Annotated in this window: 12 protein-coding genes; 7 read left to right on the top strand and 5 right to left on the bottom strand. The window is 40.5% G+C overall.

The annotated features are described in order from the left end of the window. The first annotated feature begins 169 nt into the window (after positions 1-169). The 6 genes from C9E88_RS10065 (at position 170) to C9E88_RS10040 (ending at position 7,279) form a co-directional block, all read left to right on the top strand. On the top strand, positions 170-1,666 hold the full coding sequence (locus tag C9E88_RS10065) for a TolC family outer membrane protein (RefSeq protein ID WP_106985447.1): 1,497 nt from the start codon (positions 170-172) through the stop codon (positions 1,664-1,666). After that, positions 1,663-3,801, top strand: a complete 2,139-nt coding sequence (locus C9E88_RS10060; protein WP_106985448.1) for a type I secretion system permease/ATPase — start codon at positions 1,663-1,665, stop codon at positions 3,799-3,801. Before C9E88_RS10065 ends, C9E88_RS10060 begins: the two co-directional genes overlap by 4 nt. Continuing rightward, positions 3,798-4,988, top strand: coding sequence for an HlyD family type I secretion periplasmic adaptor subunit (locus C9E88_RS10055; RefSeq protein WP_106985449.1), 1,191 nt, complete (start codon positions 3,798-3,800; stop codon positions 4,986-4,988). The genes C9E88_RS10060 and C9E88_RS10055 overlap by 4 nt, the downstream gene beginning before the upstream one ends. Positions 4,989-5,103: 115 nt before the next feature. Then, a complete protein-coding gene (locus C9E88_RS10050) occupies positions 5,104-5,703 on the top strand; it encodes an IMPACT family protein (RefSeq protein ID WP_106985450.1) in 600 nt (199 codons plus the stop codon). Then, on the top strand, positions 5,696-6,313 hold the full coding sequence (locus C9E88_RS10045; RefSeq protein ID WP_106985451.1) for an acyltransferase: 618 nt from the start codon (positions 5,696-5,698) through the stop codon (positions 6,311-6,313). Before C9E88_RS10050 ends, C9E88_RS10045 begins: the two co-directional genes overlap by 8 nt. A gap of 123 nt (positions 6,314-6,436) precedes the next feature. Next, the gene (locus tag C9E88_RS10040; RefSeq protein ID WP_106985452.1) at positions 6,437-7,279 is read left to right on the top strand and encodes a universal stress protein; all 843 of its coding nucleotides are present in this window, start codon (positions 6,437-6,439) and stop codon (positions 7,277-7,279) included. A 154-nt stretch (positions 7,280-7,433) separates the two neighbouring features. On the opposite strand, the gene C9E88_RS10035 is transcribed toward C9E88_RS10040, so the two are convergent. The 5 genes from C9E88_RS10035 to C9E88_RS10015 form a co-directional block, all read right to left on the bottom strand. Continuing rightward, positions 7,434-8,099, bottom strand: a complete 666-nt coding sequence (locus tag C9E88_RS10035) for an O-methyltransferase (RefSeq protein WP_106985453.1) — start codon at positions 8,097-8,099, stop codon at positions 7,434-7,436. Positions 8,100-8,232: 133 nt separating this feature from the next. Next, on the bottom strand, positions 8,233-8,952 hold the full coding sequence (locus C9E88_RS10030; protein WP_106985454.1) for a D-Ala-D-Ala carboxypeptidase family metallohydrolase: 720 nt from the start codon (positions 8,950-8,952) through the stop codon (positions 8,233-8,235). 143 nt (positions 8,953-9,095) lie between these two features. Further along, positions 9,096-9,419: a ferredoxin FdxA gene (gene fdxA / locus C9E88_RS10025; protein WP_106985455.1), complete on the bottom strand. Its 324-nt coding sequence runs from the start codon at positions 9,417-9,419 to the stop codon at positions 9,096-9,098. Positions 9,420-9,634: 215 nt separating this feature from the next. Beyond that, positions 9,635-12,265 (bottom strand): DNA mismatch repair protein MutS, encoded by a 2,631-nt coding sequence (gene mutS / locus C9E88_RS10020; RefSeq protein WP_106985456.1) that lies wholly within the window; start codon positions 12,263-12,265, stop codon positions 9,635-9,637. Between the two features lie 312 nt (positions 12,266-12,577). Then, positions 12,578-13,795, bottom strand: coding sequence for a GGDEF domain-containing protein (locus C9E88_RS10015; RefSeq protein ID WP_106985457.1), 1,218 nt, complete (start codon positions 13,793-13,795; stop codon positions 12,578-12,580). A 327-nt stretch (positions 13,796-14,122) separates the two neighbouring features. Here C9E88_RS10015 and C9E88_RS10010 point away from each other — a divergent pair, with 327 nt between their 5' ends. Further along, a complete protein-coding gene (locus C9E88_RS10010) occupies positions 14,123-14,884 on the top strand; it encodes an iron-containing redox enzyme family protein (protein WP_106985458.1) in 762 nt (253 codons plus the stop codon). The last annotated feature ends 28 nt before the right edge of the window (positions 14,885-14,912 follow it).

Here is a 14,912-nt window from a genome sequence, read left to right as displayed (position 1 = left end):
CAAAAATGTGACTTATGTCATTGTTTTGGGGTTTTTAAATTATTAGAATAATAAGAATAATCAGTAAAAAGATAAAAATATTTGCTGATACAGTATACACTTGATTAAAAAATAGAATTGTTCAAAAGAGCGTTAATAAAAGTAGAAAGGATTGGGGGCATCATAAAATATGATAACTAAAAGAGGGAGCTTTGTTATTTTGCTTTTACCATTCTCTATATCTATGGTACATGCAGAGTCGACAAGCAAAGATTATTTACACTCTTTTAAAGACGGAATTAGTCAGATTTTTTCACCAAAGCCGACTCGTTCAGCCGATAAAATAGACATTACTGAGCTCAGTAAGTTTCCACTTGATACATCTCGTGTAGCTGAACTTCCAGTGATTGGGCGTGCAGACAATGCATCATTAACACAATATGGAAATATTGCGCCACGTCGATTAAGTTTTAAAGAAGCTGTACACATAGCTGTACAGCGACGCCCAGAAATCACTCAATCTATTTCGTCTGTAGCAGAGCAGGCGTCAAATATCGATTTAGCAAAATCTAAATACTATCCACAACTTTCGGGTGGCTTGCAAACAGCCGATCTCACCAAAGGTGAGCGTGGTGGTCAGGTCGTTTCATTGAGTGCGTCACAAATGCTTTACGATTTTGGTAAGGTTAAAAGTGGCGTAAATATTGAAGAAGCCAAGATGTTGCAGCAGCAAGCACGAGTATTGGTCAGTTTAGATGAAATTTCTTATGATGTTGCAAGTGCAATTGTTAATGCAAAACGCTATCAAGAAATCACCAACATTGCTCGACAACAGATTAAAGGCATTGGGCGTATTGCAGAAATTGCAAATCTACGTGCAAAAGCTGGGATTAGCAGTCAAGCCGATCCAATTCAAGCACAGTCAAATTTAGAAGCTGCTGAATCTAATTTAGTGGTACAAGAAACCCAGTTAAAACAGTACCAGCAACGCCTTAGAACCTTACTAGGTTTTGATGTATCCAATGTTGAGTGGGATATTCCAGATGAATTGGTGCGCAAAGCAGAATTGTACCAAGATCCAGATTTCACTCAAATTCCAAATATGATGTTGGCGCAATCTGGGGTAGAGGTCGCTAAACTTCAAAAGCAACAAGCCAAATTGAGTGCTTATCCAACCATTAATGTGCGTGGCAGTTTAAGCCAAGCTATAAATGGTCGTAACCCCAATAATAACAAGGATGATGGTTTCTATAATTCCATCATGCTTGAAGCAAGCAGTAATTTTTATCAAGGTGGAGCGATTGCAGCACAAACTCGTGCAGCGAGTTATGCTGAGGAAGCAGCACGTGCACAGGTCAATACATCTTATTTGGACGTATTGGATCAAGTTCGTTTAATCCGTGAACAAATTGAAAACAAAAAGCGTCAAATGTCTATTTTGGTACAGCGTCGTGAGACTACAGTGCGTACCAAAGAACTTTATCAAGAACAATATAAGCTAGGCACTCGAACTGTCGTTGATCTATTAAACGCAGAACAGGCCATTCATAGCGCAGCTCAAGAAATCGTTTCTTCTCAGTACGATGTTTATGCAGCACTTGTGCAATACATACAAGTGACAGGGCGTACACGTGCAACTTACGATTTAAATAATACGACTATTCAGGGGTTTGAAGTCCAGCCATGAGTAATACAATAAATTATCAGCCGTGGCTTCAAGCGGTGTTAAACATCGCTAAGCACTACCGCATAGAACCATCAGAAGAGCGTATCCGTTTACAATTGGATTGGAACCAGCACGCCAATGTAGATGAAATGCTCGGTGTTATGGCGAAGCAAATCGGCCTCAATGTACGTAAAAATAAATTTGATAGTAGTTTTTTAAATCCGTGGCGCTTGCCGTTGCTGATTGAGTTTAACAGTGGTGAAGTGGGGATTATCGAACGCATAGATGTGGACGGTAATGCTAGTGTGCAACTCAGTGGAGATGAAGGCTTATCTCAAGTTTTTCCAATTGAGCGTTTAAGTCATGGTGTGCGAAATATTTATATTTTGCGCCCTGAATCCTCTGTGCCAGACATGCGTGTCGATGAGTACATTAAGCCATTTGAAAAGAACTGGTTTTGGTCAATTGTACTAACAGACTGGAAGCGCTATATCGATATTATGTTTGCATCTTTAATGGCAAATATTTTAGCGCTTGCTACGGTCGTGTTCTCCATGAATGTGTATGACCGTGTAGTGCCATCGCAATCTATTCCAACGCTATGGGTCTTGGCAGGTGGTGTACTCATTGCAGCTATCTTTGAGTTTGCCTTACGTGTTGCACGTATTCACTTATCAGACATTATTGGTAAGCGTTCCGACTTACGTATTTCCGACCGTGTATTTGGTCATGCATTACGTATTAAGAATAATGAACGCTCAAAATCTACAGGTACTTTCATTTCACAAATTCGTGAGCTTGAAGGTGTACGTGAACTGGTGACTTCAACTACAGTTACAGCCATTGCAGACTTGCCATTCTTCTTCCTGTTCTTGGGGATTTTCTGGCTCATAGGTGGTAACCTATTTTGGGTGATGGTAGCCATTGTACCTTTAATGATTTTGCCAGGCATTTTTGCACAAAAACCATTGGCGCGTTTGGCACAAATGGGTATGCGTGAATCCGCTATTCGTAATGCGATGCTGGTAGAAGCTGTACAAGGTATTGAAGATATTAAGCTTTTGCGTGCAGAATCACGCTTCCAAAACCAATGGAATCACATGAATGAAGTGTCTGCCAGTGTCAGTATGGAACAACGTAAAATCGTTGGTCTGATGAGTGCATGGACACAAAAAGTACAAGGTTTGGCCTTTGCAATTGTGGTTTTGGTGGGATGTTTTGCGGTAATGAAAGGTGAGATGACCACAGGTGCATTGGTTGCTTGTTCAATTTTATCTTCACGTATGTTGGCACCTATTTCACAGCTCACAGGTGTATTGGGTCGCCTACAACAAGCCAAAGTTGCAAAAACGGGCTTAGATGAACTGATGAAACGTTCAGTCGATCAACCTGACTATTCACATTTGGTACATCGTCCAGTGATTCAGGGGAACTATGAGCTGAATGGTGTAGTTTTCAAATATGGTGAAGATGACCCACGTCCTAGCTTGGTCATTCCAAAACTTGAAATTAAACCAGGTGAAAAAATTGCAATCTTAGGCCGTAACGGCGCGGGTAAATCAACCCTATTGCAATTGCTATCTGGTATGCAAACGCCAATTCAAGGCAAGGTCAAACTTGATGGTATTGATTTGGGCCTAATTGATCCATCTGACGTGCGTCGTGATATGGGTTTATTGAATCAAAACTCACAATTATTTTATGGTTCTATACGTGAAAATTTAACTTTAGGCGCGCCGTTGGCAACCGATGAGCAAGTGATGCAAGCATTACAACTCACAGGTGCATTGGCATTCGTTCAAGAGAAAAAAGAAGGTCTCGACCACGTTATTTTGGAAGGTGGCGTTGGTTTCTCTGGCGGTCAGCGTCAAGCTTTACTCCTTGCGCGGTTATTAATTCGTCAACCCAATATTTTGTTATTAGATGAACCAACAGCAGCAATTGATGATGTCTCTGAAAAGCAGTTGATCAATCATTTGAAGCTGTACCTACGCAATAGAACGATGATTGTGGCAACGCATCGTCGTGCTGTGTTGGAGTTGGTTGATCGAATTATTGTGGTCAATGACGGAAAAATTGTGATGGATGGTCCACGTGACCAAATCCTTAACCAATCTGGTGGTGCGCAAAACCGCGGTACGGGAGCAAGCACATGAGTGAAAATAATCAAGAAATACAGCGCTCAAACAAAGTTTCGTATCAAGAGCCACCATTACCTAAAGCCAGTCTGATTATTTGGATTATCTGTATTGGTTTATTGGTGATATTGGTTTGGGCGTGGTTGTTTAAGTTGGAAGAAGTGTCAACGGGCACAGGTAAAATTATTCCATCTTCAAAAGAACAAGTTATTCAGTCTTTAGAAGGCGGTATTATTACCAAAATGAATGTGCGCGAAGGCCAAATTGTGGAGCAAGGTCAGGTTCTTGCACAGTTAGACCCAACCCGTTTAGAGTCCAATGTAGGCGAGTCAGAGTCTTTATTGATAGCTTCACGTGCAACCTCGGCGCGTTTACGTGCGGAAGTAAATGGTACGCCTTTAAGCTTTCCACCTGAAGTACAGCGTGATCCAAAATTAGTACGTGAAGAAACCGCGCTTTACCAAAGCCGTCGTGACAACCTTGAACAATCACTGGCGGGTTTAAAGCAGTCTTTACTATTAATTGAAGAAGAATTAGCAATGACAGCACCACTTGTTGCTAAAGGTGCAGCCAGTGAAGTGGAAGTGATTCGTTTAAAAAGTCGTGCCAATGAATTACGCAACCAAATGAATGACGTGCGAAATCAATATTATGTGAAATCGCGTGAAGAGTTGTCTAAAGCCAATACTGATGTGGAAACACAACAACAAGTGGTACGTGGTAAGTCTGATACTTTAAGTCGCACCACCTTTAAGTCGCCTGTACGCGGTGTAGTGAAAGAAATTGATGTGATGACCTTGGGTGGTGTTGTACCACAAAATGGCAAGCTGATGACTATTGTACCGTTGGATGAGCAACTCTTGGTTGAAGCGCGTATTTCACCACGAGACATTGCATTTATTCATCCGGGTCAAGAAGCCTTGGTAAAAATCACCGCTTATGATTATTCAATTTTTGGTGGACTAAAAGGTAAGGTAACTGTTATTTCACCAGATACACTGCGTGATGAAGTGAAACAAGATCAGTTCTATTACCGTGTTTATATTCGTACAGACAGTGATAAATTAGTGAATAAAGCTGGCAAAAGCTTTGCAATTACACCAGGTATGGTGGCGACTGTAGATATTCGTACAGGCCAAAAAACAGTATTGGATTATTTGGTTAAACCGTTTAACAAGGCACGTGAAGCATTGCGTGAACGTTAATCCAAACTAAGTTAGCTTTGTTTTTATACAGCCTCCGCATGCGGGGGCTTTTTCATCTCTGCCAAAAATAAAAACACGTTATAATTAGGCGTTTGGATTTTACTTTGTAGACGTTATGCCATTTACCATTGCCAGTCAGGTCAGCTTTGAAGAAGACATAAAAAAAAGTCGCTTTCAAGCGATTGCTGTGCCTGTTGAAAATGAACAGGACGTTAAAGATTTTTTAGAATTAAACAAAGATGTGAGTACAACACATCAATGCTGGGCATGGAAAATTGGTCATCATGTACGATTTAATGATGATGGTGAACCTTCGGGTACAGCAGGACGTCCAATTTTAGCGACGATTGAAGGCAATGAGCTGACCAATATTTTGGTTTTAGTCAATCGTTGGTATGGAGGCATCAAATTAGGCACAGGTGGCTTGGTGCGTGCTTATGGCGGTTGTGCTGGGCAGTGCTTACTACTGGCAGAAAAAATTGAATTAATTGAAAAGAAAAAAGTAAGTTTCAGCTGTCAGTTTAATGAATGGGCAATTTTTCAATACGAATTGAATCAGCAACAAATTGAATATACTGAAGAATATACTGCAACTGGTGTAAGCGTCATTGCGCTGTTGCAAGTCCATCAAATTGAGCCACTGACTTTAAAAATTCAAGATGTAAGTCGAGGCCGTGAGCAATTAAAAGTGATTGAAGACATACAAAATGACTGAGCAAGATCCTTTACTGAAATATCGTGAACAGCATAAGCATCGTTTAAATTATATGCCTTGGTTGTACTGGAACTTAAAACCGAAAAACCGCGTATGGGCAGAGCAATGGCAGCAAGAATACCAAGCTTATCTGATGGAGATGGAAACAGTAGAAATTGGCAAAAACTGTTTTATTTCACCGTTGGCACATATTTTTGCTGAACCTGGCCGTAAAATTATTATTGGTGATAATACCTTTATTGCAGCGGACTGTACCTTGCATGGCCCATTGGATATTGGGAATGAAGTTGCCATTAACCACCATTGCATTTTAGATGGCGGTCGAGCAGGGATTAAATTACATGACCAAGTTCGTATAGCTGCTTATAGCCATCTATATGCGTTTGACCATGGTATGGATTTAGAGCAACCTATTTATCAGCAAGCTGTTCGTTCGCAGGGTATTGAAATAGGGCGTGATGTATGGCTTGGGGCGCATGTGGGCATAAAAGATGGCGTGACCATACATGAACAAGCCGTGATTGGTATGAATAGCATGGTGACCAAAGATGTAGAAGCTCGTACGATCGTGGGAGGAAATCCTGCGAAATTTATACGTTTTCGGGATTAAGCATGAAAAAAGGCGGGTGCAAGCTAGGAAAATCATACACAAAAGCCTGCACAGTCTTAAAAACTTGTGATACTTTAAAAATAACAACAACAGATAGCCCAAAAGAAGCAAGAGAGGCTAATGATGAAGCGTGTTATTGCTTGTATAGATTCTTCGCCGTGTATAAATGCATTGGCTGAAGCTGCCGTTTGGATTGCCAAACAAACCCAGCGTGAACTGGTGTTACTGCAAGTACTGGACTACTATCCAGCCAGTTATCACTTGGGTGAAATCAGTGGCGTGATAGGTTTTGAAAGTAATGCAATGCTCCTTAAAGAGCTGGCAGAGCTAGAACAAAAACAAAGCGAATTGGCACAAGATTATAGCAATAACTTGCTTAAGCACATTTCAGAACTCATTCATGAAAAACATGACCTACAACCTGCACATATTCAGCTCAAGGGTGATTTTTTAGAACAAAGCTTTAAGGAACTCCGAAGTGACGATATTGTTGTCATTGGTCGAGTAGGTGAGCGCTCTGCGGAACGCAATAAGCCAATGGGGAGCAATGTTGAAAACTTCATCCGTGGTGCCAAATGCACAGTCATGACCGTGGGCGCTAGCTTTAAACCACCGACACGGTTTATTTTTGCCTACGAATATTCACCTACTTGTGTAGATCTCATGAAGCGTATTGCACAAAGTGATTTACTGCGTTTATTGCAATGCCATTTACTCTACGTTGGCGATCATCCTGAAATTTTAAATGAACCTTTGCAGTATCTGCAAAATTCGGGACTGGATGTGGTCACTGAGTATCGCTATGGTGATGTAGCTGAAAATATTTTGTCTTATCAGCAAGAACATGCGATTCAACTGATTGTATTAGGCGCCTTTAGTCACAGTAAAATTCATCAATTCTTTTTGGGAAGTATTACGACGACAATTTTCCGTAACTCAACAGTTCCTTTGCTAGTGGTAAAGTAAACTTGATTTAATTGAATTGAGTGATTTATTGAATTTTTGGTGTAAATAATAGCCAAAGTTATCCTCACTTACTGTGGATAACTTTGTGACTAATATTTGTAAGCTAATGTTTTTAAATAAATAAAAACAAAAGTTTGTTTTTTGTACAATTGTGTTATTTTACAATTGCAATTGCAAAACCGTCATGGCCTTTGCTACCAATTGTTTGCAAAGCAGTGCTTGATAATAAACGTGGATGGTTTTGCATTGCGCGGAACATGTCGCGAATACCTTCAATACTAGGCTTATGATTTTCTGGATTTAAGATTTCACCGGCACGAATCACATTGTCTAATACAATAATTGTTCCTGAGTGCGAAAGCTTCAAACTCAGTTCTAAATATTCAGGATAGCTTTGTTTGTCAGCATCGATAAAAATAAAATCAAAGGCTTCAGTGTCATCAGGTAGAGAACGTAAAATATCTGCAGCACGACCACATTTAAGCTCAATGGTTTGAGCTAAATTGGCACGATCAATATTTTCTTGGCCTAAGGCTGCATGTGTATCACGACCTTCAATCGTCAGAATATAACCATCTTCAGGTAGGGCACGCGCCAGCCACATTGTGCTATAAGCCGCAAATGTTCCAAGCTCTAAAACACGTTTGCATTTGTTCATTTGAATGAGCATTTGCAATAGCATCCCTTGATTGGGTGCAACAGCAAGGTGGTCTGGGAAGCCACGTTCTTCTGTGTGTTTTAGAGTTTGAGTCAGAATAGGATCTTCTGGAATTAAATGTGAATCGATATACGTATCAATGTCTGTCCACATTTGTTGCATAACTTGAGCACCTCATTTTTGATGCAGACATTTTAAACCTTTCCCGCTGAAGCGCAATTTTTTGAAGCGGATCTCTGCGTATATACACAAAAAAATAGCCTCCGAAGAGGCTATATCATCACATTGTCATGCATTAGTAATTACACATAGAGCTACGACTACTTAAATCAGGCCCCCAGGTACGATAACCTTGGGTATCAATATGAATTTGCCCAGATGCATATAAACCTAATCCCATATTTAGGCTTTGTCCATGTTGTGACCAGAATTGGCATAATTTGAATTTGGAGTTTTCAATATATGCATAATCTTCTGGCTGCGGATATTCTGGGCCAATACGGAAATCGATGGCTGAGTTATAAAGGTGACGTGAAGAACTTGCACCACCAGCACATTGGTTTAAAGGCAAGTCACGATATACAGAGGTCACGCTAAAGTCGGTCAGTACGTTGGCTGCGATTAAGTATTTAAATACACGAAGCGTTGGAATTTGATTGGCCCAAAGCTCACGACTGGGCACCATGTATTGTTCTCGACCACATTTTTGCCAATCTCGCGCAGTACGCATTAATTCAAAGCTAGGAATAATATTTCCCACGCCATTTTTTTCTAAAAAAACTTCATATTCCCGCACGCGACGTAAATGATCTGCAACAGCAATCCAGTTGTTATACGCATAGGGCACAGTTTTAGGAGGAATGGGGCGCTGAAAACTAACACGCTCTTGTGGTATGAAAATACGTTTTCCTGATGGATCTGTAATGATCTGTCCTTTTTTAGGAGAAGATGTACAGCCAACAAAAACGATAGGGACTAATACAATACCGAGTAGTCCCTTTATCAAATTCTTCATTATAGAAAACAATTATTTATAAACTCTTATTATTTTAATCCAAATTAAGTGAAAAAAATGGAAAATATTGCAATCAAATGTGTGCTTTGGGTATAAAAAAGATCAGCAGAGGCTGATCTTTTTTATGACTTGGTAACGGACGATTACTTTTCTAAGTATTGTAATTTGTCTGTTTTACCATTCCACTCTTCACGGTCAGCTGGCTGATCACCAATTTGTGTGATGTTTGGCCATTTTTGTGAAAGTTCAGTATTCAGCTCAAGGAACACTTCTTGACCTTCTGGAAGCTCATCTTCAGAGAAAATAGCATTTGCAGGGCACTCTGGTTCGCATAGTGCACAGTCAATGCATTCATCTGGATTAATTACAAGGAAGTTTGGACCTTCATAGAAACAGTCTACTGGGCAAACTTCTACGCAGTCTTGATATTTACATTTAATACAGTTTTCAGTGACAACAAAGGTCATGGCGACAGCTACCTAAAAATATGGTTCTAATAACTAATGCTGTATTTTAGGCAAAAATACCCCTAACTAACAATTCCTTTTATTGATATTTATTATATGCAAGGCTGTTAAATTTGATAAAAACTGAACAATTTGATCGAAAAGTGCCTGTAATGAGAATCATCTGCAAAACCTACGGATCATTTGAAGATACGTAGGTTTTTGTTACATATTAATTAGGCTTTGAGTTGGTCCTTTAAAGCATAGAGTTGTTGTAACGCCTCACGGGGACTGAGATTATCGACATCTAAGTTCTTAAGAATTTCAAGCGCAGGCGATGCTACTTCAACTTCGACCACACGCTCTATAATTTCAGGCGTTGCAAGCGCGCTAAACAAGTCATTTTGTACGCCTTGATTGAGCTGTTGCTTCTGCTGTTTTTCCAAAATATGTAAACGATTTTGTGCATCTTTAATTACACTGTTTGGAATACCTGCTAATTTTGCCACTTGTAAGCCATGACTCTGACTTGCAGGGCCGTGTTGTACTTTATGTAGCAAGATTAAATTACCATTCAATTCCTTGGCTGTAACATGGAAGTTTTCAATGGCAGCTTCTTTGCCCAGTTCGGTCAATTCAAAATAATGCGTAGCAAATAAACATAAGCATTTAATGCGCTTAGTCAGATCATTTACACATGCCCATGCTAAAGATAAGCCATCATAAGTACTGGTACCACGGCCAACTTCATCCATGAGCACCAAAGACTGATTTGTCGCGTGGTGCAAAATTTGTGAAGTTTCCGTCATTTCCACCATAAATGTCGATTTGCCTGTAGATAAATCATCTGCTGAGCCAATACGTGTAAAGATACGGTCGATTGGACCCAATAGCGCCGATTTTGCAGGAACATAACTACCACAGTAGGCCAGTAAAGCAATCAGTGCCGTTTGACGCATAAACGTCGATTTACCACCCATATTTGGCCCTGTAATAATGGCCATACGGTGATTGAAATCAAGACTGGTGTCGTTGGGGGTGAAGGCAGCTTTGCTGAGTGCTTCGACCACAGGATGACGGCCTGCTTGAATTTGCAAACCAATTTCAGGACTAAACTCTGGTCGTGCCCAATTTCGCAAACGGGCTTGATGAGCAAAGTTGGTCAACAAATCAATTTGAGCAATGGCGCTGCTCATCATTTGTAAGTGTCCAATATCTTGGCGTAGCTCTTCGAGTAGCATTTCAAAGAGCATTTTTTCACGCGCCAAAGCACGTGATTCACTAGAAAGAACCTTGTCTTCAAAAGATTTGAGCTCTGGGGTGATATAACGCTCAGCATTTTTTAAAGTCTGTCGACGAATATAATGATCTGGTGCTTGTTCGGCTTGAGCCCGTGTGAGCTCAATATAATAACCACTGACACGGTTATAGCCGATTTTTAAGGTAGAAATTCCTGTATTTGCACGCTCTTGGATTTCGAGATCAATTAAGTACTGGCCAGCATGATCACGAATTTTACGTAATTCATCTAGCTCGGTATCAAAACCTTCGGCGATCACATTACCATCACGAAGCAGTACAGGTGGATTCTCCACAATAGCGCTCATAAGGCGTTCATGTAGACCGTGAAAATCACCTAACTCAGTATTTAATTCAAGCAAAAGCTGAGATTGCTTTTGCTCGATCAGTGGCAATAAGGCATGGCGCAAATAAGGGATTTGTGCACAGGCTTGACGTAGTTGAACCAAATCACGTGGGCGTGCACTGCCTAAGGCCACTCGACTGAGGACGCGTTCAATATCGCCAATCTCTTTAAGTACTAAACGCGTAGGGACTTCATGGCAACCTTGTAAAAGTGCCTGCGTTGCATCGAGGCGGGCATCCAGTAGAGCTGTATCACGAAGTGGTTGCATCAGCGTTCGACTGAGTAGACGTCCGCCCATTGCAGTTTGGCAGTCATTAATCAATTGAAATAACGAGGTGCCATGTTCAAATAAGGGTTCAATCAGTTCTAAATTACGACGTGTAACTGGATCAAGCGCAATAAAGTCTGTGCTTTGTTCTAACTGAATTGAGCGAATATGTGGCAAAGCGGTTTTTTGAGTCTCTTTGGCATAATGAATAAGCGCCGCTGCAGCCGCTTTTGCCAAAGGTAAATGATCAATACCAAAGCCTGAAAGTGTAGATACACCCAATTGGTCGCATAAAGTTTTTTGAGCATTGTTCAGATTAAAATCGACATTTGGGCGCTTAGTTACAGGGCAGTCTAGTTGGCGTTTGGTCTGCTCTATGATGTTTTGGTCAATGACGTTTTCATCAATAATAATTTCACTTGGCATTAAACGTGAAAGTTCAATGCTCAGTTGTTCGATATTAAATTCGAGTTGCTGTACTTTAAAAATACCAGCACTCAAGTCAAGCAGTGCAATGCCAATTTGATTTTGTTGGATGCATAAAGACACTAAGTTTGAGCTTTGATGTGCGGTTAATAGCGCATCGTCTGTCAGTGTGCCTGGTGTAATAATACGGACAACGCCGCGCTCTACAGGGCCTTTACCTGTCACTTCACCAATCTGTTCACAAATTACAACGGTTTCTCCTTTTTTAACCAGTCGTGCTAAATAACCTTCAGCAGCATGATAGGGTACGCCTGCCATTGGAATAGGTTCACCATTGGCTTTGCCACGATGTGTAAGCGTGATGCCTAAGATTTTGGCTGCTTTGTGGGCATCTTCAAAGAACAGTTCATAAAAGTCACCCATACGGTAGAACATTAATGAATGCGGGTGCTGCATTTTGACGCCCATGTATTGTTGCATCATTGGGGTCAAGCTGGAAAGATCAGCCATAAGTTCTGAACTGGTCATTGAAAAAAATCCTTCATCCTTTGTAAAGTGAGTACAAACTCAAATATGACGTAGCGTACAGTACAGCGGAGTCATTGCTCAGCTAGTGCAATTACTGTATTGGCTTTTTCATTTATTTGTAGCGCAAAAGCGAATGTGCAAGTTTAGCAAAATTCAAAACAGAGCAACATGCTCGTTTTATGGGAAATATAGAGTGCTTTGAATGGCGGGTGAAAAACCATTCACTCCTGCGAGTGATAATTGATTTGTTGTGCACGTTTGCATTGTATGATGATGTGCCTCATACAATGCAAAGTTATGATGTGCTAATGCTTAGGCAGCCGTTTTTTTCGCAATAAAATATTGGTTGCGCCCGTGTGTTTTAGCGTAGTAAAGCGCTTGGTCTGCTTGTTGAATAAAGGCAGTCATGTCTTGATCAACCGTTGGAATAGTACTGGCAATACCAATACTGACGGTCACTAAGCTTGAAATCGGGCTCGCTGGGTGTGGTAAGGCTAATTTTTGAATCCGTTGAATTAAAATGCGAGCGAGTGCTTCAACTTTTTTTTCGTCAAACATTGGGAAAAGAAGTAAAAACTCTTCACCGCCATAGCGGGCTGCCAAATCATTACTACGAGAGCTTAAATTATCAAGCTCTTTCGCAATGATCTGTAGGCATTCATCACCTGCAATATGCCCTAAGTGATCGTTATAATTTTTAAAGCAGTCAATGTCGACCATGAGTATGCTAATGGGGGTTTGATGTCGTATTGCATAGCGCCATTGCTGATCCAGAATGAGCGATAGATGACGACGATTCGCTAATCCTGTGAGAGAGTCAATTTGTGAAAGGTGCTCAAGTTGCTTAGCTTGCTCATCCATTTCTAATTTGTTGAGCTCGATAATACAGTTTTGCAAATAGTTTTCACGGTGCTGACGGTCAATCGCGTATGCCAAAGACATACCTAAAAAGCTACTAAACGTGTAGGTACGGTGTAAAAAAGTCCAATCAATGTCATATTGTAAAAAATGTGTACCCGCAATCCCAATAAGACCGCCGACCCAGCCCGCAATGAGAGCTGTATAAAACCGTAGCCCTACAAAGCCATAAATGATCACAACGGCATACATCATGGCTGCATGTAATAGTGAGTTGTCATTTCCATGACCAATAATGGTGACAGTCATAAAAGATATAGTGACCGCACCCATACAGCCAAAGCCTGTATAGAGGTCAAAATAACGGTTTAAACATTTAAAAAAAGACAGAATCCATGCAAAGAGGACGATGACGCCAACCCATGAATAGAGCGCAAACCAACGAAACACAATGGGATCATTTTGAATGGTTTGATAAATACCATAACTTAAGAAAGCATATAAAAAGAAGATAATAGGGGCGCGGAAGCGAAATTCATAAGCAGCCTCTGCTCGATATTGTTGCCTGTAGGCTTGTTCTAGGCTGGGTGAAAAATGTACATAATTAAGCCCTTTGGAAATAATTTCTTCAATTTTGTCGCGACTTAAAAGTTTTGACCCATATAGTTTCATTGGATACTGCCAAATTTACACTAATTTTATTTGTAGGTACGGGGTACAGCTCCGTACCTCCTTTTTATCTTCATGTATTACTTATGCTTAGTATTAACATAAAGCTTCTTGAGTTAACAAGCGCAAAAAATAGCAAAACAAAACATAACATATCAAATTAGTGTGAATTACTTAATGGAAAGCGATTGAAATTGAATTTATTGCTGATTAAAAGTAAAAATATAGCGATAAATGGTCAAAAATAGCTGAAAATGTCCTTGTTTAATCTAGTGTTTGGATTATGATCGAAAACAGATCCGCAATAAGAAATCAAATGAGGGCAGGGATATGACTTCAGTCGTGCGTGGTTACGAAAACCAACTAGAAATTACACCGCATAACACGTGGTCACAGCAATTCTGGGATGAATTGATTCCACATAAAAATAGAATTAGTGAGCACCCATTCTTTAACGATATGGCCAATGGGCAGTTAACGCTCGAAAGTTTCCGTTTTGCTTTATTACAGTTTTACCCATTGGTAGCGCATTTTCCATCTTACATGGGATTAGGGCTGTCTAAAGCCACCAATTTCTCAGATGCAGGTGTAACAGAAGCGCGTGATTGGCTAATTCAAAATATTAAAGTTGAAGAGCGTCATCTGAACTGGTATCGCGACTGGGCTGGCGGTTTTGGTATAACGGTTGAAGAGCTAGATCAGGTACAACCGACAGCTGCAATGAATGCAGTAAATCACTTTTTGTGGAATATCAATACGCGAGGGAGTCTGGTTGAAAGCCTAGCTGCAACCAATCTTGCAATTGAATGGGCGACAGGCGACTGGAGCGGTAAAGTGTATGCTGGAATTAATGCCTACACAGATCATCCTGAAGTTAATATTAATAAACGTAGCATTGCGTGGTTACGTGCGCATGCACATTATGATGATTTACATCCTTATGAAGCAATGGAGCTGATTAAACGAATTTGTGATAATAAGCCGGCCTTGCAACAACAAGCCCTACGTGCAGTAAAAGAAGGGTTGGCGTATTATGAATTGGCTTTGGATGAATGCAGTAAAGTGCAGGCTCGAACTTTGAAGCTAAATTAATTTATACTTAAAGCTACGACATAAAAAA

The organism is Acinetobacter cumulans (assembly GCF_003024525.3).
Taxonomy (GTDB): Bacteria; Pseudomonadota; Gammaproteobacteria; order Pseudomonadales; family Moraxellaceae; genus Acinetobacter; species Acinetobacter cumulans.
The sequence above is the reverse complement of the archived record's forward strand: the minus strand, read 5'-3'. Positions and strand labels throughout refer to the sequence as shown.